Annotated in this window: 26 protein-coding genes; 8 read left to right on the top strand and 18 right to left on the bottom strand. The window is 54.2% G+C overall.

What is annotated here, in order from left to right; all coding sequences use genetic code 11:
• Positions 1-19 precede the first annotated feature (19 nt).
• From ACQG19_RS11920 to ACQG19_RS11905, 4 genes are all read right to left on the bottom strand, one after another.
• The gene (locus ACQG19_RS11920) at positions 20-523 is read right to left on the bottom strand and encodes a DUF523 domain-containing protein (RefSeq protein WP_097533528.1); all 504 of its coding nucleotides are present in this window, start codon (positions 521-523) and stop codon (positions 20-22) included.
• A 123-nt stretch (positions 524-646) separates the two neighbouring features.
• On the bottom strand, positions 647-1,390 hold the full coding sequence (locus tag ACQG19_RS11915; RefSeq protein WP_013096733.1) for an SDR family oxidoreductase: 744 nt from the start codon (positions 1,388-1,390) through the stop codon (positions 647-649).
• Between the two features lie 155 nt (positions 1,391-1,545).
• Positions 1,546-2,334 carry a phosphotransferase gene (locus tag ACQG19_RS11910; protein WP_165876001.1) on the bottom strand — a complete coding sequence of 263 codons (789 nt, stop codon included), beginning with the start codon at positions 2,332-2,334 and terminating at the stop codon, positions 1,546-1,548.
• Between the two features lie 74 nt (positions 2,335-2,408).
• On the bottom strand, positions 2,409-3,086 hold the full coding sequence (locus tag ACQG19_RS11905; RefSeq protein WP_048972421.1) for a DUF1963 domain-containing protein: 678 nt from the start codon (positions 3,084-3,086) through the stop codon (positions 2,409-2,411).
• 159 nt (positions 3,087-3,245) lie between these two features.
• Here ACQG19_RS11905 and ACQG19_RS11900 point away from each other — a divergent pair, with 159 nt between their 5' ends.
• Positions 3,246-3,602 carry an ASCH domain-containing protein gene (locus tag ACQG19_RS11900; protein ID WP_097533532.1) on the top strand — a complete coding sequence of 119 codons (357 nt, stop codon included), beginning with the start codon at positions 3,246-3,248 and terminating at the stop codon, positions 3,600-3,602.
• Between the two features lie 122 nt (positions 3,603-3,724).
• Here ACQG19_RS11900 and ACQG19_RS11895 read toward each other — a convergent pair whose 3' ends face one another.
• Entirely contained in the window at positions 3,725-4,036 is a 312-nt protein-coding gene (locus ACQG19_RS11895; RefSeq protein WP_130626080.1) for a YebG family protein, read from the bottom strand.
• A 238-nt stretch (positions 4,037-4,274) separates the two neighbouring features.
• On the opposite strand from ACQG19_RS11895, the gene ACQG19_RS11890 reads away from it, so the two are divergent.
• Entirely contained in the window at positions 4,275-5,105 is an 831-nt protein-coding gene (locus ACQG19_RS11890) for an alpha/beta fold hydrolase (protein ID WP_426725915.1), read from the top strand.
• A gap of 48 nt (positions 5,106-5,153) precedes the next feature.
• Here ACQG19_RS11890 and ACQG19_RS11885 read toward each other — a convergent pair whose 3' ends face one another.
• Complete coding sequence (locus ACQG19_RS11885; RefSeq protein WP_013096738.1) at positions 5,154-5,516, bottom strand: helix-turn-helix domain-containing protein; 363 nt, start codon at positions 5,514-5,516, stop codon at positions 5,154-5,156.
• A 334-nt stretch (positions 5,517-5,850) separates the two neighbouring features.
• Between ACQG19_RS11885 and ACQG19_RS11880 the strand changes: the two genes are divergently transcribed.
• Together ACQG19_RS11880 and oqxB are read left to right on the top strand one after the other, a co-directional pair.
• The gene (locus tag ACQG19_RS11880) at positions 5,851-7,026 is read left to right on the top strand and encodes an efflux RND transporter periplasmic adaptor subunit (RefSeq protein WP_246931853.1); all 1,176 of its coding nucleotides are present in this window, start codon (positions 5,851-5,853) and stop codon (positions 7,024-7,026) included.
• A 23-nt stretch (positions 7,027-7,049) separates the two neighbouring features.
• Positions 7,050-10,202, top strand: a complete 3,153-nt coding sequence (gene oqxB / locus ACQG19_RS11875) for a multidrug efflux RND transporter permease subunit OqxB (RefSeq protein ID WP_020688167.1) — start codon at positions 7,050-7,052, stop codon at positions 10,200-10,202.
• 58 nt (positions 10,203-10,260) lie between these two features.
• Here oqxB and ACQG19_RS11870 read toward each other — a convergent pair whose 3' ends face one another.
• From ACQG19_RS11870 to ACQG19_RS11860, 3 genes are all read right to left on the bottom strand, one after another.
• Positions 10,261-10,740, bottom strand: coding sequence for an RrF2 family transcriptional regulator (locus tag ACQG19_RS11870; protein ID WP_013096741.1), 480 nt, complete (start codon positions 10,738-10,740; stop codon positions 10,261-10,263).
• A gap of 171 nt (positions 10,741-10,911) precedes the next feature.
• Positions 10,912-12,300 carry a sensor histidine kinase gene (locus ACQG19_RS11865; protein WP_045901100.1) on the bottom strand — a complete coding sequence of 463 codons (1,389 nt, stop codon included), beginning with the start codon at positions 12,298-12,300 and terminating at the stop codon, positions 10,912-10,914.
• Entirely contained in the window at positions 12,300-12,977 is a 678-nt protein-coding gene (locus ACQG19_RS11860; protein WP_029883654.1) for a response regulator, read from the bottom strand. The genes ACQG19_RS11865 and ACQG19_RS11860 overlap by 1 nt, the downstream gene beginning before the upstream one ends.
• 205 nt (positions 12,978-13,182) lie before the next feature.
• On the opposite strand from ACQG19_RS11860, the gene ACQG19_RS11855 reads away from it, so the two are divergent.
• From ACQG19_RS11855 to ACQG19_RS11845, 3 genes are all read left to right on the top strand, one after another.
• The gene (locus ACQG19_RS11855) at positions 13,183-14,016 is read left to right on the top strand and encodes a MipA/OmpV family protein (RefSeq protein WP_246931855.1); all 834 of its coding nucleotides are present in this window, start codon (positions 13,183-13,185) and stop codon (positions 14,014-14,016) included.
• 270 nt (positions 14,017-14,286) lie between these two features.
• Entirely contained in the window at positions 14,287-15,003 is a 717-nt protein-coding gene (locus ACQG19_RS11850; protein WP_045901095.1) for an SDR family oxidoreductase, read from the top strand.
• 128 nt (positions 15,004-15,131) lie between these two features.
• The gene (locus tag ACQG19_RS11845) at positions 15,132-15,827 is read left to right on the top strand and encodes an alpha/beta fold hydrolase (RefSeq protein ID WP_038419330.1); all 696 of its coding nucleotides are present in this window, start codon (positions 15,132-15,134) and stop codon (positions 15,825-15,827) included.
• Between the two features lie 70 nt (positions 15,828-15,897).
• Here the strand turns inward: ACQG19_RS11845 and ACQG19_RS11840 are convergent, their stop codons facing one another.
• Together ACQG19_RS11840 and ACQG19_RS11835 are read right to left on the bottom strand one after the other, a co-directional pair.
• Positions 15,898-16,380 carry a hypothetical protein gene (locus ACQG19_RS11840; protein ID WP_013096748.1) on the bottom strand — a complete coding sequence of 161 codons (483 nt, stop codon included), beginning with the start codon at positions 16,378-16,380 and terminating at the stop codon, positions 15,898-15,900.
• Positions 16,381-16,462: 82 nt separating this feature from the next.
• Entirely contained in the window at positions 16,463-16,975 is a 513-nt protein-coding gene (locus ACQG19_RS11835) for a GNAT family N-acetyltransferase (RefSeq protein WP_246931857.1), read from the bottom strand.
• A 78-nt stretch (positions 16,976-17,053) separates the two neighbouring features.
• Between ACQG19_RS11835 and ACQG19_RS11830 the strand changes: the two genes are divergently transcribed.
• Positions 17,054-17,590, top strand: a complete 537-nt coding sequence (locus tag ACQG19_RS11830) for a GNAT family N-acetyltransferase (protein WP_108453211.1) — start codon at positions 17,054-17,056, stop codon at positions 17,588-17,590.
• A 36-nt stretch (positions 17,591-17,626) separates the two neighbouring features.
• On the opposite strand, the gene ACQG19_RS11825 is transcribed toward ACQG19_RS11830, so the two are convergent.
• From ACQG19_RS11825 to paaH, 7 genes are all read right to left on the bottom strand, one after another.
• A complete protein-coding gene (locus tag ACQG19_RS11825) occupies positions 17,627-18,130 on the bottom strand; it encodes a GNAT family N-acetyltransferase (RefSeq protein ID WP_108453212.1) in 504 nt (167 codons plus the stop codon).
• Between the two features lie 15 nt (positions 18,131-18,145).
• Positions 18,146-18,742: a phenylacetic acid degradation protein PaaY gene (gene paaY, locus ACQG19_RS11820; RefSeq protein ID WP_246931860.1), complete on the bottom strand. Its 597-nt coding sequence runs from the start codon at positions 18,740-18,742 to the stop codon at positions 18,146-18,148.
• Positions 18,743-18,751: 9 nt separating this feature from the next.
• Positions 18,752-19,684, bottom strand: coding sequence for a phenylacetic acid degradation operon negative regulatory protein PaaX (paaX, locus tag ACQG19_RS11815; RefSeq protein ID WP_029883661.1), 933 nt, complete (start codon positions 19,682-19,684; stop codon positions 18,752-18,754).
• Between the two features lie 135 nt (positions 19,685-19,819).
• Positions 19,820-21,136 carry a phenylacetate--CoA ligase PaaK gene (paaK, locus tag ACQG19_RS11810; protein WP_023621640.1) on the bottom strand — a complete coding sequence of 439 codons (1,317 nt, stop codon included), beginning with the start codon at positions 21,134-21,136 and terminating at the stop codon, positions 19,820-19,822.
• A 26-nt stretch (positions 21,137-21,162) separates the two neighbouring features.
• Entirely contained in the window at positions 21,163-22,368 is a 1,206-nt protein-coding gene (gene pcaF / locus ACQG19_RS11805) for a 3-oxoadipyl-CoA thiolase (RefSeq protein WP_246931864.1), read from the bottom strand.
• Positions 22,368-22,790, bottom strand: coding sequence for a hydroxyphenylacetyl-CoA thioesterase PaaI (gene paaI, locus ACQG19_RS11800; protein WP_013096754.1), 423 nt, complete (start codon positions 22,788-22,790; stop codon positions 22,368-22,370). The genes pcaF and paaI overlap by 1 nt, the downstream gene beginning before the upstream one ends.
• Entirely contained in the window at positions 22,780-24,204 is a 1,425-nt protein-coding gene (gene paaH / locus ACQG19_RS11795; RefSeq protein ID WP_246931866.1) for a 3-hydroxyacyl-CoA dehydrogenase PaaH, read from the bottom strand. Before paaH ends, paaI begins: the two co-directional genes overlap by 11 nt.

Here is a 24,204-nt window from a genome sequence, read left to right as displayed (position 1 = left end):
CAGGCTTGTTCATTCGCGTTCAGCATACGGGCTTTTCTCTTTCGTCAATCCAGCGCATCAATTCCGGAAGCTGCGTTTCTGAGAATACCGCGATCCCATGTTCAGCGAGTAATGCTGCCGCGACACCCATCCCCGTGTTGCGCACGCCGCTAAAAGAACCATCATAGATATGCTGGCTCCCGCAGGTTGGGCTGCCATCCGTGAGCAGCGCCGCGCGACAGCCATGCTCCTGTGCGGTACGTAGCGCCAGCCAGGCGGCAAGCTGATAGTGCTCGGTGACATCCTGGCCCGTATTCTCAATGATTCTGGCCTGCCCGCGCATGACATCCCGACCGTCGGCCGACAAAATCTCTGCTGGTGGTCGGGGCACCGGCAACCCGGCAGCCAGTTCAGGACAGTGGATCACTAACCGCTGCTCCGCTTGCCAGCGGGAGAGTTGCGCCATCGCCTTCGCTTTTTCGCTGCCGTTATAACGCACCCTGAACCCCATCAGGCACGCACTGACCAGAATTTTATTTATCATCGCTTCCCTGTCGTGTAGATGATGAAAGTGAGGAAGTGTAACACGCTGCGGGTACTGGCGTGGATGGTGAGGGTTGGCTGTGTGCGCGACGTGCACGTACTTATCACATCAACGTCAATCAATTCAGCCCCTGCTAACCAGATCTTCGCGCGTTGGGCCTTGAAAATAGATGTGGCTGATATGGCAACTGCGAGGTTGCATCAGTACAAAACGAATGGTTTCCCAGACCGAGCGCCCGTTCAGCAGACCGTCCCCCATTCTGGATTGATCATCAAAAGCTGGCTCTAATCCGGTATTTTCGAAATCGGGTGGATACAGACCAGTAACACGTATGTTTTCTTCAGACATTTGCCGCGACAGTTTCGTTATAAACCCGCTCAGCCCATGTTTACTGGCGAAAAAAGCGGGATGCGCAATTGAATCGGTGAAATTCGGGATCCCACAGGTAGAGATAATCGAGATGATATCAGCGCTGGCTGAACGTCTTAATCCGGGCAGTAATGCCTGAGTCAAGAGAATCGAACCAGTCAGACCTGAACTGATGGTATTGATAATTTCTGTGTCTGGCTGATCGTCAAACCTTCCTGACAACCACTGAGCAGCATTGAGGATTAAAATGTCTACAGGCTTGTCTGACGTTAACAGCTGTGAAGAAAACTGAGAAATGGAATCAGGTTGGGTTAAATCACAGAGATACCCTTTTGCCATGCCGCCTTCAGCAGTGATGATGCTGCAGGTGTTTTGAATATCATCAGCGCGCCGCGCGCAAAAATCCACCTCGACGCCTTCTCGTGCCAACCACACGCACAACGCCTGTCCAAATCCCCCGCCGCCGCCAGTAATGACGGCTCTTTTACCTCTCAGCATCTTCATGTCTCCGTTTGTAGTGATTATGTGTTGGTGGAGATATAGCATGGGGAGGCGGAGCGACATCTTTCCGTTAGTGCCATTTACATGTAAGAAAGACAGGCAACATCGAATATTGTCTACTCAATATGTCGATGAAGCCTGAAGATGATCATTCATAGCATCGTGATGACATCATCTAACCAGCCAGGAAGATGTTCCCTGTACCAGTCGAGATATAAAGGAAAGTCTGCGTTTTGCCGCTCATTAAGTAGCACAATGACTTCGGTGACAATCCATGCTTTGGCAATGGCAATTTCTCTCGCTAACGCATTACGGTCATGATGGAAAGAGAACTGGCAATAGCGTTCAGCAATATCAGTAAACATTAGCTTCGAACCCATCCCTTTTATCAGAGGGGCAAGATCGATCGCAGGACTCCCTTTTCCAAATCGTTCCCAGTCGAAAAGAACCAAATCACCGTTTTCTCTTCTTCCCCAATTGCCAGCATTGCTATCGCCAGAGATTAGGCTTGGGCAAGCGAACAAAACATCACTACATTCCTGAAATAGCCGAAATTGCTGCGTACTTTTATCTGGTAACGCTAAAAGCATGAGGGACTTTTCGAGCGCCAGTTCTGACCACGAGTGGCTGTGGTAAATCCATTCAGAATTTGCGGGGAAACTATGCAAGCGTGCCAACATAGCGATGGCGTCGTCACCTGCGGCATCGTTCTGTTCAACTTTTTCAGGAATATATTCCAGTATTAACTTGCGTAAAGGGGCATCAGCGGAAAAGAGCATTGGGGTAACAATGCCAGCCTGATTAAGCTCCGTTGCAGCGTACTGATAAAAGCTGTACTCCACCTCTCCGACAGGACATTTTTCAATCACGTTATGCCCGCAGTCACTTACACTCAGCATCACTTTCGCGGTGCCCATTTTGGATAAATCCGTAGCAGACATGCACTGTCTCTTATGAATGAGTTGGGACGGTGGCACGGAGAATCCACCTGAAGCGAGACGCTAACGTTGTATGCTCAGTAAAACTGGCACGAAAACGTCCAGAGTCCCTCCGGTGATTTGTGAAAATAGCCGATACCATTATCCGCCCACATCCAGTTGACCTTTTCCTCTGATCCCACCTGAAAGACAAAGTCTTCTATCCCCACGCCATGTTGTATCTCCAGCGGGTATCCTCCGACCTTGGTTCCCCTGTAGCGTTTAAAATCATCATGGAAGCGGTCACTTGCCTCCTGATCATCGTTTACGTCAGAAAGGTCAATAATATCCCAGGCATCTTCCCATCCCGGCGCATCATCATTAACGCCTATCCATCGAACCGGAAATGCGCGATAAGGCGTGTCTGTCGCAGGCAATAACTCAAGCCCTTCAAGGGTGGCATATTCTCGTATGAGCCAACCTTCACCATGAGGTTTATCAAATGGATGGCTTTCAATATTGTGAAAGAGCACCAGGAGTGCCACGTCCTTCAGTTGCTCAGGGATAACGGGAAGCTCATCTATACGAATCTGAAGAAGCGGAAACATCGGCTGCCCCTTCCAGAGTGGTAATCCTTCACCGGGAAGAGCGACACCGTTTAAAAACCAGGATGTAAGGGGGTCTGCCGGGGGACGAAAACCGCCCACTTGTGCCACCGATGCAGGACGTAATTTGGATCTGAGCTCGTCTAAAACTAACGCACTCCTGGATTTCATATTTGTCGCCTTACGTATGGAGAGACTCTATACAGTCTGAAATAAAGACGTTTTTATTATATCGTAATCATTATTCATCAGACCTGCATATAAAAAGGGCTTATCATGTTTGCGGTTGAGAAATTAAAAGTGAAGTACCCAGGCGCCGGTGCCTGACAAATGGGCGACAGCCCGGAACTGGCCAGCGAGCTTGCAGACCTGATTAAAAAAGGGATCAAAACCGCTTCCTGCGGATCTTTTGCCTCTTATCAGCAGGAGGTGTCTGCCCCGCGGATCGGGAGTTATAACATTATTCTTGATGGCCAGAATGTTCCGGTCTGTGTAACCCGGCTGGTTTCAATGCGACTGGTGCGTTTTTGTGATGTGACCGAGGCGTTTGCCCGTAAAGAAGGTGAAGGCGATTTAAGCCTTGAATACTGGCAGAAAGAGCATCAGCGATTTTTCACCCGAGAAGGTCATTTTTCTGAAGATATGGAGTTGATCGCAGAAGAATTTGAAGTGGTTGAGGTGCTGTGAAAGGAGAGAAAATTAATCGCCCGGGCCAGGACGTAGCAGTGAAGGTGTGAAAGGCGCCACCGGCGCCCTGGTGTAAGACGTATTCCAGTATCTCGACTGTTTTTCCACCGTTAATGTCCCTGTCAGGCAGCTTTCACGGCTCGGATTTTTTTATTGCCAGCCTCATCAGAGGCTGTTTTATCGGTTACAGCGTTGAGATCGGGCAGTTTACTGGTACGCAGAATATGCTGCACGGCCTCTTTCTGCTCGGCGAGATACAACCCCAGATCTTCAGCCTGCGTTTCGTCCATCTGCAGTCCGCTTTGTAGCAGCCAGTCGGTGAACGCGTCTGCCATGTCGAGCAGTTTGTCGTGCGCGTCAGCCTCTTTCTTACTGGCAAATGTCATTTTCTCTTCACCTTTTCTTACAACAACATATTTTGTTTCAACCGCCATGATGCGCCCCTTTCACTGTGTTTATATACAGTATAACTCTTCACGGTGTAGGTTGCAGCTAAAATTTATTTTCTGCACGTCCTCCTTACCGCTGCCCCATTCTGCCCGCCTGTGGGTGAGCCTTAACCCAGACGGCCAGCGTATGAACTACACTTCTTAATTCGCGGCGGAGTCGGGCCGTATACCGCATTTCATTTCTGCCTTTCATGCAATCTGTCTATCTGAGTGGAGAATAATCATGGGTTATGTAACAACTCGCGATGGCGTCAATATCTACTACAAGGACTGGGGTCCAAAAGACGGGAAAGTGATCTTTTTCCATCACGGCTGGCCGCTAAGCAGTGATGACTGGGACGCCCAGATGCTGTTCTTCGTCAATAAAGGATTCCGCGTTGTGGCCCATGACCGTCGCGGTCATGGTCGTTCAGATCAGGTGTGGGACGGCCATGATATGGATCACTACGCTGACGATGTGGCCGCCGTTGTAGAACATCTTGGCGTACAGGGTGCGATGCATGTCGGGCATTCAACCGGCGGTGGTGAGGTGGTGCGTTATATCGCCCGGCACGGTGAAGACAAAGTTTCCAAAGCCGTATTGATCAGTGCTGTACCGCCCCTGATGGTGAAGACGGAGAGTAATCCTCAGGGTACGCCAAAGTCAGTGTTTGATGATTTTCAGGCCCAGCTGGCGGCGAATCGCCCTCAGTTTTATTATGACGTGCCCGCGGGACCGTTCTATGGATTTAATCGCCCGGGGGCGAAGCCTTCCGAAGCGGTCATCTATAACTGGTACCGTCAGGGAATGATGGGAAGCGCCAAGGCGCATTACGATGGGATTGTGGCCTTCTCACAGACTGACTTCACGGAAGACCTTAAAGGGATATCCATCCCTGTTCTGGTCATCCATGGGGATGACGATCAGGTGGTGCCGTATGCAGATTCCGGCGCGATGTCAGTCAAGCTGGTCCAAAACGGAACCCTGCATACCTATAAAGGCGCGCCTCACGGTATCCCAACGACACATGCCGATCAGGTCAATGCCTATCTTCTCGCCTTTATAAACAGTTAACCCCGCACATTACCCCCTCAGGCGGGAGCAAAACGGTTCCCGCCCAGGCTAGGGGGATGTCTGGCATAAATGCCGCGTTTTCGGGCTGACAATGCTGCGACGCCATGCCCCCGGTGCCTGACCATACTGACGCTTAAAGCTGCGGTTGAAAGACTGCTGGGAGTCAAAGCCCAACGCAATCGCCACGTTCAGGATCGGCTCATCGCTATGGGTTAACCGCTCCATCGATTTTTGAAGTTTCTGCGCACGGATATACTCGGCAATAGGATAACCCGTGTGTTCTTTGAAGATCCGCTGAAGATGCCATTTTGAATAGCCTGCACGCTTTGATACGGTCTCAATGTCCAGACGACTATCCAGGTTGTTATCGATCCAGTCGAGCAGATCGTGAATAAATGCGCCAGTGTCCATCTTCTCCCCCACACGCCACGTAGTAAAAAGCACCTTTGTTTGTTGCATTTAAAGATGGCCCGATTTGATGTTAAATGCAAGTTTTATTGTTGCATTTAATTCCCTGCCGAAAACGCGCCTTTTTCCCCGGCCTCAAATAGCACATAAAGTGCAACAATTATTCTTGCACTAAATTTAGCGCCTACCTACAATCGCCGCGATAGTGTATTCACAATTGTTACAGTTTTGTGGCGATGAACGACACAAATGGCCTTAAGCCAGCCCGGACAAAGGAAGTGGCGCGGCGTCCCCCGTTGCGTCTTGCCCGGCGGCTACAACTACCGGAATAAAAATAATGAGCCTGCAAAAAACCTGGGGTAATTTTCATCTGAACGCGTTGGGCGCGGTGTTACTCTCCGCCCTGCTCGTCGGGTGTGACGAGGGTGTCGCGCAAAATGCCGCGCCACAAGCGCCCACCGTCAGCGCCGCTGACGTGGTCGTCAAATCCATTAGCCAGTGGGATAGCTTTAATGGCCGGATCGAGGCGGTGGAAAGCGTACAGCTCCGCCCTCGCGTCTCCGGCTACATTGATAAAGTGAATTACACCGACGGTCAGGAGGTCAAAAAAGGCCAGGTATTGTTCACGATCGATGACAGAACCTATCGCGCCACGCTGGAACAGGCGCAGGCAGCGCTGGCAAGAGCCAAAACGCAGGCCAGCCTGGCGCAAAGCGAGGCAAACCGTACCGATAAACTGGTCAATACCAATCTGGTATCCCGTGAAGAGTGGGAGCAGCGCCGCGCTGCTGCCGTCCAGGCCCAGGCCGACATTCGCGCCGCACAGGCGGCGGTGGATGCCGCGCAGCTAAACCTGGATTTCACTAAAGTGACCGCCCCTATCGACGGGCGCGCCAGCCGCGCGTTGATCACCAGCGGGAACCTCGTTACCGCCGGTGACAGCGCCAGCGTGCTCACCACGCTGGTCTCGCAGAAGACGGTTTACGTCTACTTTGACGTGGATGAGTCAACCTACCTTCACTATCAAAAACTCGCCCTCAGCGGGCAAGGTGCCACCAGCACTCACCAGGCGCTACCGGTTGAGATTGGTCTAGTGGGCGAAGACGGCTATCCCCATCAGGGCAAAGTCGATTTTCTTGATAATCAGTTAACACCCAGTACCGGCACCATCCGCATGCGCGCGCTGCTGGATAACACTCAGCGTCAGTTCACGCCGGGACTGTTTGCCCGCGTCCGCCTGCCGGGCAGCGCGGAGTTCCAGGCCACGCTTATCGACGACAAGGCGGTGCTGACCGATCAGGATCGTAAGTATGTCTATGTCGTTGATAAAGAGAGTAAAGCGCAGCGACGTGATATTACGCCAGGGCGTCTGGCCGACGGTTTACGTATCGTCCAGCAGGGGCTGAAGCCTGGCGATAAAGTCATCGTCGACGGTTTACAAAAAGTGTTTATGCCGGGCATGCCGGTTAACGCGAAAACCGTTGCCATGACCACCCGCGCCGCCCTTAACTGATCCCTTATCTGAGAATCCGACCCATGGACTTTTCCCGCTTTTTTATCGACAGGCCAATCTTTGCCGCGGTGCTGTCGATACTGATTTTTATCACAGGCTTAATCGCCATCCCGCTGTTGCCGGTGAGCGAATACCCTGACGTTGTGCCGCCAAGCGTGCAGGTGCGCGCGGAGTATCCCGGCGCCAACCCGAAGGTGATTGCAGAGACCGTGGCGACGCCGCTGGAAGAAGCGATCAACGGCGTTGAAAACATGATGTACATGAAGTCCGTCGCCGGCTCCGACGGCGTACTGGTGACCACCGTCACGTTCCGCCCAGGAACCGACCCGGATCAGGCCCAGGTTCAGGTACAAAACCGCGTGTCACAGGCCGAAGCGCGCCTGCCGGAAGACGTTCGCCGTCTGGGTATCACCACCCAGAAGCAGTCGCCGACGCTGACGCTGGTGGTGCATCTGTTTTCGCCCGGCGGTAAGTACGATTCACTCTATATGCGTAACTACGCCACGCTGAAAGTGAAGGATGAACTGGCGCGTCTGCCCGGCGTCGGCCAAATCCAGATTTTTGGCTCGGGCGAATACGCGATGCGCGTCTGGCTGGATCCAAATAAGGTGGCGGCACGCGGCCTGACCGCCTCGGACGTGGTGACGGCGATGCAGGAGCAAAACGTGCAGGTGTCCGCCGGACAGCTGGGCGCCGAGCCGCTGCCGAAAGAGAGCGATTTCCTGATCTCCATTAACGCGCAGGGTCGTCTGCATACTGAAGAAGAGTTTGGCAATATTATCCTGAAAACCGCGCAGGATGGCTCGCTGGTGCGCCTGCGCGATGTGGCGCGCATTGAAATGGGCTCCGGTAGCTATGCGCTGCGCTCCCAGCTCAACAATAAAGACGCGGTCGGGATTGGTATCTTCCAGTCGCCGGGAGCGAACGCCATCGATCTGTCTAACGCGGTGCGCGCTAAAATGGCAGAACTGTCTACCCGTTTCCCGGAAGACATGAAATGGGCGGCACCGTACGATCCGACGGTATTCGTGCGTGACTCCATTCGCGCGGTCGTGCAGACGCTGCTGGAAGCGGTGGTGCTGGTTGTACTGGTGGTCATTCTGTTCCTGCAAACCTGGCGTGCGTCGATCATTCCGCTGATCGCGGTGCCGGTCTCGGTGGTGGGCACGTTCAGCGTTCTCTACCTGCTGGGCTTTTCGCTTAACACCCTGAGTTTGTTCGGGCTGGTGCTGGCGATCGGTATCGTCGTGGACGACGCCATTGTGGTGGTGGAAAACGTCGAGCGAAATATCGAAGAGGGTCTTGCGCCGCTGGCGGCAGCGCATCAGGCGATGCGTGAAGTCTCCGGGCCCATTATCGCGATTGCGCTGGTGCTGTGCGCGGTGTTCGTGCCGATGGCGTTTCTTTCGGGGGTTACGGGTCAGTTCTACAAGCAGTTTGCGGTGACGATTGCGATATCAACGGTGATCTCCGCCATTAACTCGCTGACGCTTTCGCCTGCGCTGGCCGCCCTGCTCCTGAAGCCGCACGGCGCGCCGAAGGACCTCCCTACCCGGCTTATCGATCGCCTGTTCGGCTGGATTTTCCGTCCGTTCAACCGCTTCTTCCACCGTAGCTCGAACGGTTATCAGGGGCTGGTGGGCAAAACGCTCGGACGACGCGGTGCGGTGTTTGTGGTCTATGTGCTGCTGCTCTGTGCCGCAGGCGTGATGTTTAAAGCCGTACCCGGCGGGTTTATTCCCACTCAGGATAAGCTGTACCTGATTGGCGGCGTGAAAATGCCGGAAGGCTCATCGCTGGCACGTACCGATGCGGTGATCCGCAAAATGAGCGAAATCGGTATGAACACCGAGGGCGTGGATTATGCGGTCGCCTTCCCGGGGCTGAATGCGCTGCAGTTCACCAATACGCCGAATACCGGGACGGTCTTCTTTGGCCTGAAACCGTTTGACCAGCGAAAACACACGGCGGCGGAAATTAACGCCGAGATCAACGCCAAAATCGCGCAAATCCAGCAGGGCTTTGGCTTCTCCATTCTGCCGCCGCCTATTCTGGGGCTGGGTCAGGGGTCGGGTTACTCGCTGTACATTCAGGATCGGGCCGGTCTGGGCTACGGTGCGTTGCAAAATGCGGTGAACACCATGTCGGGCGCAATTATGCAGACGCCGGGAATGCACTTCCCTATCTCCACCTACCAGGCGAACGTTCCGCAGCTGGATGTGCAGGTCGACAGGGATAAGGCCAAAGCCCAGGGCGTGTCGCTGACCGATCTGTTCGGGACGCTGCAAACCTATCTGGGATCGTCTTATGTGAATGACTTTAACCAGTTCGGCCGCACCTGGCGTGTGATGGCGCAGGCCGACGGGCCGTACCGCGACAGCGTGGAAGATATTGCGAATCTGCGCACCCGTAATAACCAGGGTGAGATGGTGCCAATTGGCAGTATGGTGAACATTAGTACCACTTACGGGCCCGATCCGGTGATCCGCTACAACGGCTATCCGGCGGCGGACCTGATTGGCGATGCCGATCCGCGCGTCCTCTCCTCTACCCAGGCGATGACGCAACTGGAGGGGATGTCTAAGCAGATTCTGCCGAACGGGATGAATATCGAGTGGACGGATCTGAGCTTCCAGCAGGCCACTCAGGGGAACACGGCGTTAATCGTCTTCCCGGTCGCGGTTCTGCTGGCGTTCCTGGTCCTGGCGGCACTGTACGAAAGCTGGACGCTGCCGCTGGCGGTGATCCTTATCGTGCCGATGACGATGCTCTCTGCCCTGTTTGGCGTCTGGCTGACCGGCGGCGATAACAACGTGTTCGTGCAGGTGGGTCTGGTGGTATTGATGGGGCTGGCGTGTAAAAACGCGATTCTTATCGTGGAGTTTGCCCGCGAGCTGGAAATCCAGGGCAAAGGTATTATGGAAGCGGCGCTTGAAGCGTGCCGCCTGCGTTTACGCCCGATTGTGATGACCTCCATCGCCTTTATCGCCGGGACCATCCCGCTCATCCTCGGCCACGGTGCGGGTGCAGAAGTGCGCGGCGTCACCGGGATCACGGTATTCTCCGGTATGCTGGGCGTAACGCTGTTTGGTCTGTTCCTGACGCCGGTGTTTTACGTGACGCTGCGTAAATTTGTCACGCGCGGCAAAGTGGAAAGAGAGGTCTTGCCCGCGTAATACGCTGCAGATAACAAAAAACCGCCTTCACGATGAAGGCGGTTTTTTTATGCAGCCATTAATGCGCTTTCTTGTACTGGGCAATCAGTTCGGGCACCGGATCGCACCCGCTGGTATCCGCTTTCTTGAGCTCTTCCAGCGCGCTTGCCACGGTATGACCGGCTAAGACCGCGAGTGACGCCTGCTCGGCCTCTTCAGCGATGGATTTAAAGTACCAGCATGTATTCGCGCTCACCACGCAGCGCGCCGGTACGTCGGGGCGCGACGCCCACAGCTTTTTATCTTCTATAACAGAAAGGTAGATATCACGCAGGGTGATCTGTTCCGGCGGGCGGCCAAGATGAATTGAGCCGTTGCGACCAAGCGTTGAGACGATAATACCGTCACGCGTGAGGGGAACCATCAGTTTGCGGATGAAGCTCGGATTCGCTTCCAGGCCGTAGGCCAGAATCGCACTCGTCGAACGTTCACCCAATTGCTCCGCCATCGCTACGCTGAGAACCATCTGCAAAGCTGTCGGGAAGCGGTAATCTAACATTTACGTATCCTGGGTTGCGGTGAATCTTATTCTTTTTGGCACCGCAGAGGTGAATAATCAATAAGCAACAATATAACAAATACCGTAATTATTTTGAAGCTATCTACTTTGACCCGCCCCGTAAAAAAGAGTTTCCATCGCGCACGAAATGGGATCACCCTCCCGTTTTCTTCAGGCAAACGCCGGGTTGGGGAAATCAACCGTCACCCTGAGCCCACCGTCAGCAGAGGTACTCAGGCTCACACTGCTGTTGTGCTGCTGCGCCACCGCTTTAACGATGGCCAGACCCAGCCCGCTCCCGTTCTGCACCTGATTCGGATCGCGGAAAAACCGGTCAAACACCCGTTCCCTCAACGCAACCGGAATACCCGGCCCGGCATCGGAGACGCTGAATTGAGTGGACGTCTCCGCCGAAAAGAGATCGACCTCCACCCGCCCGCCTTGCGGGCTGTATTTAATGGCATTTTCAATCACGTTATCGATAAGCGACATCAGACGTTCTCTGACACCGCTCACCCAGCTTTCTTCCAGAGCGTAGAATTCAAGCTCAATATTGCGTTCCGCGGCGAGCGGTGCCAGCACCGCCATGCGCTCCTGGATGAGCGTCGTAAGCGGCACCGGCTCCATCGCCGTATCCACGCTTGCTTCGCTGTGCATCATCAGCAAAAGTTGATTAACCAGACGCGCTGCCCGGCTATTGCTGCGAATAATCCCTGCAAGTAGCGCCTGTTGATTATCACTGCTGACGTAGGCCTGCAACGCCTCCACATTGATTCGCATCGCAGCCAGCGGCGTGCGCAGTTCGTGAGCGGCATCGGCAATAAATACCCGCTCCCTTTCCGTGCTTTCTCGCACCCTGGCAAGGAACTGATTAATCGCATTCACCATCTGGCTAAGCTCCCGGTGCGTTGGAACCGCCTTTAACGGAGAGAGATCTTCTGGCGCGCGCGAGGCAATTTCATTCACGACGTTGTTCCACGGGCGCATAGCGATGCGGATTGACAGCCATGCGGGAAACAGCAGAAAAGGAATACACACCAGCAGCGGCATGATGTAGTAGCCGCGCGAGTTGAGGTAGATAAAGAAATTCCACCCCGCTGCAGGCGTCACCAGCGTCACCTCCACGTCGGAATTCGCGGATTTTAGCGTGCGGCTGGTCCAGCTACGTCCGTCGCTGTGAATTCGTTCTATCTTCCCCAACCGGGTATTTTTCACGCCTATCGGTGCGCCAGCAGAGGCATACAGTATTGCATTATGCTTGCGAATAATCATGGTGATGGAGAGTCCCGCATCGTCCCCGCCGCCGTAATCTTCCCGCAACGCCTGGCTGAATTGCTCCAGCACCTCGCTTCGTTCCTGCGTACGCCCTTCCATGTGTTCAACAAGAGTAAATATGGTTTTATATGTCTTATCGCCGGTCAGGATCGGGGGGCTACGCAAGTCATCCCACAACATCCAGGTTAAAAAAAGACACCACAGCAGTGTCAGCAGAAGCATCTGAGCGACCATGATTCGCCGCACCAGCGTGGGCACCCGCAGGAAACGCCACAGGTTTCGCATCAATTTGCTCCCTTCTGAATCGCAACGGTGTCAATGACATACCCGACGCCCCGCACCGTTCGTACATAGCCGTCGCCAATTTTTCGACGCAAGTTCCCCATATGCACATCAAGCGCATTACTCATGTTTTCTTTCGCACCGAAGATCCTTTCTTCCAGAAAACGGCGCGTAAGCACGCGGTCAGCACGCAACATCAGGGTTTCAAGCAGCGCGTATTCGCTGGCCGTCAGCTCAATATGGCGGGAACTCACCGCGACGCGACGCGTCGGCACATGCAGGGATAATCCTCTGATTTCTACCGCCTCGTTTTGATAGCCATAACTGCGTCGCGCAAGCGCCCTCACCCGGGCCAGCAGTTCCGCGAGCACAAACGGTTTAACCAGATAGTCATCGGCACCTGCATCCAGCCCGCTCAGGCGATCCTGCAGCGTTCCTCGCGCCGTCAGGATAATAACGGGGATGCCTTTTAGCTGCTGACGTACGTACGCCATCAGACTCATGCCATCGCCATCCGGCAGCCCCAGGTCGAGCAGAATAAGTTCAGGTGCGCAGACAGCAAGTTGATGCAGCGCATCCTCTTTGCGGCGGACCCATATGACATCTAATCCTTGATCTGCAAGGGCAATACGCACGCCATTGCCGAGATCAAGGTCGTCTTCAATAAGTAATATTTTCACAAGGGCAACTTTATCAACCGTGAATGAAGAACGTCTTAAGAAAGAGACGGTAACAGGTAATTTAACAGTTTTGCATCATCGGCATCTGCTTCAGTCTTTCTTCATTTTGAGCTCATAAGAACCTTAGGGTGGACATTCAAACTGGGCGCTCTGGCGATTAACACCGCTTGTAACGTAATCATTTGAATCCAAAAGGACTTCTTTAATGAGACATATCGAACTGCGTCACTCGTTCCCCCTTTCGCTCCCGGGGCTCAGTCTGAAGAACATCGTGCCAGGCGTGTTGCTGACATTACTGGCCACCCCGGTACTGGCCGCAGAACAACAGGGTAACGTGTTGACCTTAGGCGGAGGCGTGGATGTTGCGCCCCGCTATTCGGGTTCGGATAAAAACCGCGCCACCACGGCGGTGGTACTGGATTACGCGATGTATAACGGATTCTTCGTCAGCACCACGCGAGGGATCGGTTACGGCAACAACATCGGCAACCTGGATTACAGCGCGGCGCTGAGCTATCGCGCGGGCCGTAAGGATCGGGACGTGGACAGCGATTCGATCAGCGGCGGCAGCGATTATTTGTGCGGTATGGGCGACATCAAAGGTTCGGCTCTGGTGGTGCCAGGGGTGGGGTACAAAGTCACCGACTGGCTGAATCTGCAATTACAGGCAGAGGTGCCAGTTTCGGAGCGAGACAACGGCGAAGCGCTGCATTTCGGCATTTCCAGCCCGCTCTTTACCTCACCGAACAACGCGGTGACGCTGTCGCTGACCGGTAGCTGGGGCAGCAGCAAGTACATGCAGACTTACTATGGGGTGAATGCATCCCAGTCCGCCGCATCCGGATTTGCCCGATATGACGCTGGAGCCGGAATTTATGCCTGGTCAACGAATCTCGACTGGACGCACAAGCTCAGCCAACGCTGGAGCGTGGTTGCTGGCGCAGGCGTTACGCAACTGATGGGGGATGCAGCCGACAGCCCGATTGTTCAGCGAAAAACCTCGCCGACGGGAAGTTTGAAGGTTACGTATAGTTTCTGATTTGTTTGGATGGAACGCCAATTCCCGCCCCGTGTTAGATGACGGGGCGGCACTTGATAGGGATAAGGAACGTATCGCGTCAGGTTGACAGGTCATGATTGCAGGCTGGCATGTGTACCAATACGCCATTCTGTTCCTGCGTTAGCGTCGGTTTTGAGCGAGGAGCAAACGTTGGCAATTATTCTGCTAGCCTAATAGAGGGTTAGTAAAAAATGGGATTTCAGTAAGCATTGGATTCTCATTCTGCCAAACGAAACTGAGGATTTTAATATGGGGCCTTATCGCACTTATCTAATCACTGGTGCAACAAAAGGGATAGGAAGAGCACTCAGTGACAAATTATCAGAACAGGGTCACCAGGTTGTGGGTATTGCCCGTAATGTTGATGCCAGCTTTCCGGGGATTTTATATACGGCTGACCTGAGTAGCGCTGATGAGACTAACTTAATTTTATTGAAAATAGTCGAAAATCACGAAATTCACGGCATTGTAAATAATGTGGGTGTAGCCTTACCTCAACAACTTGGAGGCATTGATATTCAAACGTTCCTGAAGGTCATGGATATAAACGTACGGGTGGCAGTTCAAATAACACAAGCGCTCATCGGCAACATGAAGAGCAGAGGCTGGGGAAGAATAGTTAATGTATGTAGCCGTGCCATCTACGGTGCGATTGACCGAACTGCTTACTCAGCAGCAAAAAGTGCTCTGGTAGGTTGTACACGGACCTGGGCATTAGAGCTTGCTCAATTCGGGATCACCTCAAATGCGATTGCTCCTGGGCCAATAGAGACAGAGCTTTTTCATAAAACACGACCTGTTGGAAGTGAAGCAGAACAACGTATTTTATCGACAATCCCAATGGGCAGACTGGGTTCTCCTGCTGAAGTGGCTTCAGCAATAGCCTTTCTTTTATCACCAGAAGCGAGTTTTATTACTGGCGTAGTGCTGCCTGTTGATGGTGGAGGAAGCCTGGGAGGACGTTAGAAACGTTCAGAAACTCTGTGGAAATAGATAACGCCTATCCAGGGCCGAAATTTGATATTGTCGCAGTTAGTAAGATATTTTTAACCTGTCTAATCCATTAAATACACTGATGCATTTAAGCGAGACCTATGAGTTTAAAGCCGCGTAAAATTGTTTTAATTCCTGGGTTTATGCTGAATGAAATGCTTTGGCATGAATTTGAAACATACCTCCCGTCAAACTGTATTGTTCATCATGCAGCTGTAACTGAAGGACGAACCATTCATGATGTAGTGCAGCATTTGATTACTCTTCTGCCTGAGAAGTTTTCTTTGATAGGTTTTTCGATGGGAGGGTATATTGCCCGGCAACTGGCAGCAGAATTCCCTGAACGTGTAGAGTCCTTAGTGCTTATTGCCAGTTCCTTACGGGAAGATACGCCGTTAGAGGCTGAAGCAAAGCGGAAAAGCGTGCAGTCATTGTCCCCCACAACGTTTAAGGGGCTGAGCAGACATGCTATTGCCCGGTCACTCCACCCTCTAAACACATCAAATCAGGATATGATTTCAGCTATCCAGAAAATGGGATGCTCTCTGGGATTTGAAGCCTTCATCACGCAATCATCCTTGTCCAGGCAAGGTATACCTTCTGCAACGATACGTTGTCCAACACTGGTTATCGCCAGTGAAGATGATGCCATCCGTTCGATGAAGGAGGCAGAAGAATTGGTCGAAGCCATACCTTATGCGTCGTTAAGAATCATTCTGGATTGCGGCCATATGATTCCGCTCGAACAGCCCAGGGAGTTGGCAAAAACTATTGTTGAATGGATCCCGGCTACGTAAATTATTGGGGGTTTATCCGGCAAATATCCTGACTTACTTCATCAGGGTATGTAGCGCAACAGCCCATATTTCACTCCTCCCTCCAGGGAACAGGCTCACCAATAAAGGTGTGCGTACAGCAGCGGCAAGTCACCTTTACATCCTTTGCACTAATCGATGGGTTAACCTGTTGTAAAATGCCATTCTCGTCAACAAACAGGCCCGGATAAAAGCTGCTATCGCCAATACAGACTAAATCCCTTTGCTGAGGCTCATGCAACGCGACTAACCAGAACACAGGCTCGGTAGTATCAAGACGTCCACAAACTTCACTGAAAACGTCATCCCACCGCTTGCCAATCTGTTTGAGCAAAAAGTAAAACAATGGCGTGTAGTCACGTCCTCGCTTTTGTCCACTGTGCATGGTTTCACGTGTTACCAGCAGCTCATCCCCGGATTTTTTACGATTACGTTCCCAGCGATACTCAGCGCCAGGGTTGTTAGAATAGTGTCGTGTCGTAGTGTTGACGCTACGATACAATTTACGTGACTTGTGCTGTTGATGAGCCCGCATAGCCAGATCTCCCCCATCCCTATTTCTGAACCAATAATCCCTGTCTGACGAAGACGAAAAGCCCCCTATAAGCAAAGGAAAGCTATAACTCAATTCCCATGATCTTCAATACACTTTGCTGCGACGCTGTTTCGAAAACCGTATCCTTGATAAACCGCATCCCCTGCTTTTCATAAAATCGCCGGGCACGTTCATTCTGTTCAAGCACCTCGAGCCACAGAAATTTTTTGCCATGACTGCGGGTAAGTTCGATGACGCTGCTAAACATGCTCTGACCATAGTGATTACTCGTCTTGGTCGGATCAAGATAGAGTTTGTTAAGAAGCACACCGCTGATGTCGGTATCAGGGATTGTGGCTTCCCATGTCAGTTTCATAAAACCAATCGGTTGATCAAGGTCCGCCACATACCAGCTTGTGCCGCTGTCTCTCAGACTCTGTTCTATCGCCGCAACAGAATATTCGGACTTCAGAAAATCGTTTAGCTCTGATTCCGACTTCCACAGATGCTTAAAGTGCGCGGGATAGATGCGATAGCCCAGTTCACTGAGTAATACTGAATCTGCTGATGTTGCTTGTCGTAAAAGTAACGTCATAAGATAACTTCTTGCATCCAGGTAAAAAACTGTTATGTGAAAACAGAATACCTGATATCGCTCATCAGGAGGACAACGATGAAAGTTAAAACGAAACGTTTATATCTTCGCCCTGTAAGAGAGTCAGATGTCGTTGCACTTTTCAAAATTTATGGCGATCCAGCGACTAATACCTTTAATCCTGCCGGGCCCTACCCGGACATTGACTACGCGCAATCGGTCATGAATCGATGGATCGGTCACTGGAATATCCATGGTTTTGGAAACTGGGCTATCTCACTTCACAATAATATAGATAGCATCATCGGTTTTGGCGGGCTGGGAATTCGTGACTTTGCAGATAGCCGTCTTAATAATCTGGGTTATCGATTTTGCACTGATGCATGGGGAAAAGGTTTCGCGACGGAATTTGCAAACTCTGCGATCAAATACGGTTTTGAAGTAATCGACTTAACAGAAATATCAGCGGTCGTGAGAAGGAACCATCACGCATCACAAAACGTTCTTGAAAAAGCGGGATTAAATTATATCAAAGAGATTCTGGATGTTGAGAATGCCCCGCCGAGTCTACTCTATTCGCTGACCAAAAATGAGTGGCTACGAAAAACAGAGTAGCCCCCAAAAGTCTTTCAATCATCTGCATGCAGTATGTTAAAGGTTGAGTTCATACACCACACAAGGCACATCATAATGCTCTTCTATCGCCTTGAACGTCATACCTAACCGTTGCATTACACGCTGCGAGGGGACATTGTCCGGATCGGCAACCGCAACCAGATAAGTGGCACCCACCTGGTCTGCCGCGAATGCAATAATCGCTTTAGCGGCTTCTGTTGCGTAACCTTTGCCATTGTGTTCAGGAATAAGTCGCCAGCCAATCTCCAGCGGGGCGCCCTCCACATTAGCCAGATGCTGGAGACATGCTGCGCCAACAACCTCACCAGACGTTTTCTCTTTAATCGCCCACCACGAAAACCCGTATTTTGCCCAACGGGCCTGAACGCGTCGGATCCCTTCCCAGGTCTCTTCGGGCGTTTTAGCGAGCCCCTGGTTGATATAACGCATCACGCCGGGATCGCCATCCATCACCCGCAAGCCTTCATAATGATCGTCATGATAGGGTTCAAGCTTTAAACGCGCTGTTTCTAAGTCCAACTGAATTCCCCCCGCTCACACCACCGATTTCGGCCGTAAATTCTCATCAAACGTCAGTCGTTTACGTCCCGGCTCTTCTTCGCGCAGCGGCTCCACCTGATGCATCGTCAGCTTACAGCGCTCCACCAGCACCTGATACTCGCGCGTGCCCTGCTGCTTCCAGGCCAGTTCCTGTTCACTCAGCTCACGAATCGCTTTCGCCGGACTGCCGATAATCAAATGGTTAGCGGGCATCTCGGCTTTCGCCTTCACAAACGCCGCCGCGCCGACGATGCTGTTTTCGCCAATCACCGCACCATCCATCACCACCGCGTTCATCCCTACCAGGGCGTTGCGGCGGATAATACAGCCGTGCAGAATGGCGCTGTGGCCGATATGGCCGTCCTCTTCCACCACCGTATCCTGCTCCGGGAAGCCGTGCATCACGCAGTTATCCTGAATGTTCGCGCCATCTTTCACCACAATACGGCCAAAATCACCGCGCAGGCTGGCATTGGGGCCGACATACACACCTTTGCCCAGGATCACATCGCCAATGAGCACCGCTGTCGGGTGGACATAGCTCTCGTCTGGCACCACCGGCGTCAGACCGTCAATTTGATAAACAGGCATCCTCACTCCTTATGCGGTCGCAAGACCACCAAAGCGTTGATAATAAAGCGTGCCGGGCACGGGCAGTTCACCCACCGAGGTTTCGCCTTTCTCGCTGACAAACGCCAGCGCTCCCGGTGCCACACGCTGATAAATGTTGATGCAAAGCTGTCGTGCGCTTTGACCCGCCCAGTGCGCAGGCAGTAGCTCCTCTGGTAGCAGCGGATCTTTCAGCACCACGCGACGATAAAAGTGGATCAGTAACAGCTGGATGTGGAAGCAACGCTCCGGCGTAAGCTCTTCCGGCGTAGCCTCTTTCAGTAGCGGCAGCAGCGGACGGAACGACTGAATAAATGTCTCGTACATCGCGTTCTGTTCGGTCAGCTGCCAGCACTCCTCAACGCGGGAACGCAGCGCCGCGCGGGAAAGTGCCAGCGGTGAATGGGCTTCGAAGAAGATGACATTTTCCGCCACGCCCGCGTCATGAAGCAGCGACTGCACATCCGCCAGATGCTGCGAGGGCGAAGCCATCAGGCTGGGCGCCAGCGTGCCAAACCCTTGCCAGATTAGCTGTTTTTTCACATCGGCAAGCGTGGTTTTATCGAGACCTTCGGAGAGCAGCAGCAGCCATTTGCCATCCCAGGCGGGCAGCTCCGCGCGGTAGATCTTATTCTCCGCCCTGCGGGTTAAACGCAGCCCTTTGTCGCTCAGGCGGTAATAACTGCGACGCCCGATACGGGAGACATCCAGCCAGCCCTCTTTATTGAGGCGAAACAGCGCGGTTCGCACGAAGCGTTCGCCAAAGCCCATCCCTTCGAGCAACGCGGCCAGGCTGCCAAGCCAGATCTCGCCGCCGCGATGGGAAAGCGCATCACCGTATAATGAAGAGATTAGCGACGTCCCGCTGATGGGAACCGAACTGACCGCATGCTGAATAAAGGCGTCGAGTTTCATGTGATTCATTCTGTTGGTGTTTTTGTCCTGGATGAATCATAGCATACGAATCCTGGATAGACCCTCACCCTAACCCCTCCCACAGGGAGAGGGAACTCAATACACCCTCTCCCTGTGGGAGAGGGAACGTAGAATGAGGATAATTCAACCGTTGGCCGCCACTTTACGCAGGTCAAACACCCGGCAGGCTTTCCCCTCCGAGCGCGGGATGCTGCCGCAGTTAACGATCATGACGTCCGTGGAAATCCCGACCATCGATTTTATGCGATGACGCAGCTGATGGCAGACCTGACAGCGCTGTTCGTGGGTCAGCGAAAGACTGCTCTCTTTCAGCTCCACTTTTACAGAAAGTGAATCAAGATGCCCCCGACGGTTCACCTCCAGCTGGTAATGCGGAGAGAGATGCTCAAACTTCACAATCTCCTCTTCCAGCTGCGACGGGAAGACGTTCACACCGCGGATAATGAGCATGTCATCGCTGCGACCGCTGATCCTGTCCATGCGGCGCATGGTGCGGGCGGTACCCGGCAGCAGACGGGTCAGGTCGCGGGTGCGATAGCGGATCACCGGCAGCGCCTCTTTGGTCAGCGTGGTGAACAGCAGTTCGCCCTGCTCGCCGTCATTAAGCGGGGTGCCGTCGTTCGGGTTGACGATCTCCGGGTAGAAGTGATCTTCCCAGATGGTCGGGCCGTCGGCGGTTTCGAGACACTCCATCGCCACGCCCGGTCCCATCACTTCCGAAAGGCCGTAGATATCCAGCGCCGTAATGCCTAACCGTTTTTCGATCTCATGACGCATCGCCTGGGTCCACGGCTCGGCACCGAACACGCCCACGCGCAGGGAGCAGGCGCTGGCATCGCCGCCCATCTGGCGCTCCAGCTCTTCAATCAGGTTGAGGCAGTAGGAAGGCGTCACCATGATCATATCCGGCTTAAAATCGCGGATCAGCTGCGCCTGCTTCTCGGTCTGGCCGCCGGACATCGGGATCACCGTGGCCCCTAAACGCTCGGCGCCGTAGTGAGCGCCCAGCCCGCCGGTAAACAGACCATAACCATAGGCCACATGGATTTTGTCCTTCGCGCTGCCCCCGGCGGCACGCAGGGAGCGGGCCACCAGATTGGCCCAGTTGTCAATGTCGCCCTGGGTATAGCCCACGACGGTCGGTTTCCCGGTTGTGCCGGAGGAGGCGTGAATACGCACCACCTGCTCCATCGGTACGGCGAAGGTATCGAACGGATAGTTATCGCGCAGATCCTGCTTGGTGGTGCACGGGAACTTGCGAATATCGGCCAGTTCGCGGAAATCGTCAGGGTGAACGCCCGCGGCATCAAACTTACGTTTGTACATCGGCACGTTGTTATAGGCGTGGTTCAGCGTCCATTTCAGACGTTGGGTCTGCAACGCCTGTAATTCGTCAATGGACGCGGTTTCGATCGGATCAAGCTTTGTTGTATTTATCATCGCAGGGTACTCACATTATTGTTCGCTCAAACACGCTCAAGGATCATGGCAATGCCCTGACCCACACCGATGCACATCGTACACAGCGCGTAGCGCCCGTGGCGTCGATGCAATTCATTGCTCGCGGCCAGCACCAGCCTGGCACCGCTCATTCCCAGCGGATGGCCTAACGCAATGGCCCCTCCGTTCGGATTGACGTGTGCGGCATCGTCCGGCAAACCCAGCTGACGCAGCACGCCCAGCGCCTGCGAGGCGAAGGCTTCGTTCAGCTCAATCACATCCATCTCGTTAATACTGAGCCCCGCTCGCTCCAGCACTTTACGGGTGGCGGGCACCGGCCCTAGCCCCATCAGACGTGGCTCCACGCCTGCGGTGGCCATGGCCACAATCCGCGTGCGCGGCTCAAGCCCCTGTCCGAGCGCCATCTGCTCGCTGGCGATAATCAGTGCAGCGGCGCCATCGTTCACCCCAGAGGCGTTACCTGCGGTAACGACGCCATTTTTGCGAAACGGCGCTTTCAGGGCGGCAAGTTGCGCCAGCGTGGTGTCGGCGCGCGGGTGCTCATCAACAGAGACCTCCGTGACGGTCCCTTTTTTCCCCGGCACCAGCACCGGCACGATCTCCTGCGCCAGAATGCCGTTTTGCTGCGCCCGGGCGGTACGCTGCTGGCTGCGCAGCGCGAACGCATCCTGATCGGCACGGCTGATATTTAACAATTCAGCTACATTCTCTGCCGTTTCCGGCATGCTGTCAGTTCCGAACGTCTGATGCATGAGCGGATTCACAAATCGCCAGCCAAGGGTGGTATCGAAGATCTCCGCCTGGCGCTGAAACGCCGTGGTGGCTTTCGCCATCACAAACGGCGCGCGGGACATCGACTCCACGCCACCGGCAATCAGCAGATCGCCATCACCGGATTTTATGGTGCGTGCAGCAAAGCCAATCGCATCCAGCCCCGAGCCGCACAGGCGGTTGATCGTCGTGCCGGAGACGGTCTGCGGCAGCCCGGCCAGCAGCGACGCCATACGCGCCACGTTGCGGTTGTCTTCCCCCGCCTGGTTGGCGCAGCCGAAGATCACATCATCAATCCGCTCCGGGTCGAGCTGCGGATAGCGCTCCAGCAAGGCACGCAGCGGTATGGCGCCCAGATCGTCCGCGCGTACCGCGGATAACGCCCCGCCGTACCGCCCCACCGGGGTTCGCACCCCATCACAAATAAATGCGTCACGCATCAGGCTTCTCCTGTCACATTGCCGCCGATGCGGTGGGATTTTCCGCGAAAGAGAGCGACGGTTTTCTGTTGTTGGTTCTGAATTTCGATGTCATATACGCCGGTCAGTTTGCCCTGATGCTTAACCCGCGCGGTGGCGGTCAGCTTGTCTCCGACAAAGCCCGGTCGAAGGAAATCGATTGTGCAGCCAGAGGCCACCGCCGCCAGCCCCTGGCTGTTGCAGGCGTAGGCAAACGCGGTGTCGGCCAGCGAGAAGAGCTGTCCGCCGTGGCAGGTTTTATGGCCGTTAAGCATCTGCGGGGTGATGGTCATGGTCACCACTGCGTAACCTTCGTCCATGTCGATAATGTCCATCCCCATTGCCTGCGCGCAGGCATCCTGTTCGTACATGGTGCGGGCGTTATGCCAGGCGTTATGACTCATAGCTATTCTCCAGAAGCGCACGCTGGCGCAGCAGTGAACAGGGGCGATAACGTTCTTCGCCGTAATGACGCTGCAGGTTTTCCAGCAGCGTTAACAGACGTTGCCAGCCCAGCCGCTCGCCCCAGGCAATCGGCCCGGACGGGTAGTTCACGCCCAGACGCATGGCGGTATCGATATCTTTTTCGCTGGCGACCCCTTTTTGCAGCGCATCCAGCGCTTCGTTGGCAATCATCGCCACCGTGCGCCAGACCAGCAGGCCAGGGTAATCGGCAATCTGCACCACCCGCTTTCCCTGCTGTTGCAGGTAGCGGATGACTTTTTGTGTCGCGGTATGCGGGTTGCTGGCCGCCGACGCAATCACCGCCACGTCGCGCTCAATGCGATCAACCACCACCACCGGGCAGTTGTGGCGCAGCGCCAGCGCCTGAGCGGTTTCGCCCTGCGTTTCAATCAGCAACACATCATCGATTTCCGTGACGCCGTCACGTTTTCGTTCAACCCGCATTGGGCTAAAGCTGTCGTTGACCGCGTCGAGCCATGGCACCTGTGGCGATTCGCCGCGCCAGTCGTAAACGCCCTTCCCGCTTTTTTTTCCCAGTCGCCCCGCCAGCACCAGCTCCTGCTGCACCAGTGAAGGGAGAAAACGCCGCTCCTGCCAGAATGCGTTAAACACCGAACAGGTCACGGCGAAGTTAACGTCCTGACCAATCAGATCGGTCAGTTCCAGCGGCCCCATCGGGAAACCGCCGCCTTCGCGCAGGACCGCATCAATCACTTCAGGGGCTGCAACCTGTTCCTCCAGCGCGCGCCAGGCTTCGGAATAGAAGGGACGCGCCACGCGGTTTACGATGAAGCCCGGCGTTGACTGGCAGCGCACTGGCTGTTTCCCCCAGTTCAGCGCCAGCTCGCACAGCGCGTCGGCCACTTCCGGCGAGGTCGCCAGCCCGCTAACCACCTCCACCAGCTTCATCACCGGTGCCGGGTTAAAGAAATGCAGGCCTGCCACTCGCTCTGGATGACGGATATCCGCCGCAATCGCCGTGATCGAAATAGAAGATGTGTTGCTGGTAAGCAGGGTCTGCGGCGGGCAGATCTCCGCCAGTTCGGCAAACAGCGCTTTTTTCACCTCAAGGCGCTCGGAGGCGGCTTCTATCACCAGGTCCGCCGCGGTTAGCGCACTGATATCCGTGACCGGGGTCAGCCGGGCGAGGATCTGCCCACAGGCCTCCTCAGTGAGTTTGCCCCGCGTCACCCGGGAGGCCAGGCGCTGGCGAATGCCGTCAATGGCGCGGGAAATGGCGTCTGAGGCAATGTCGTACATCATCACCGGATGCCCATGGCTTGCCGCGACTTCGGCTATTCCGGCGCCCATTGTCCCGCTTCCAATGACGGCGACAGTACGAATGTTCAGCAT

The sequence above is a fragment of the Enterobacter cloacae complex sp. 277I4 genome (genome assembly GCF_050031465.1).
Taxonomy (GTDB): Bacteria; Pseudomonadota; Gammaproteobacteria; order Enterobacterales; family Enterobacteriaceae; genus Enterobacter; species Enterobacter cloacae.
The sequence above is the reverse complement of the archived record's forward strand: the minus strand, read 5'-3'. Positions and strand labels throughout refer to the sequence as shown.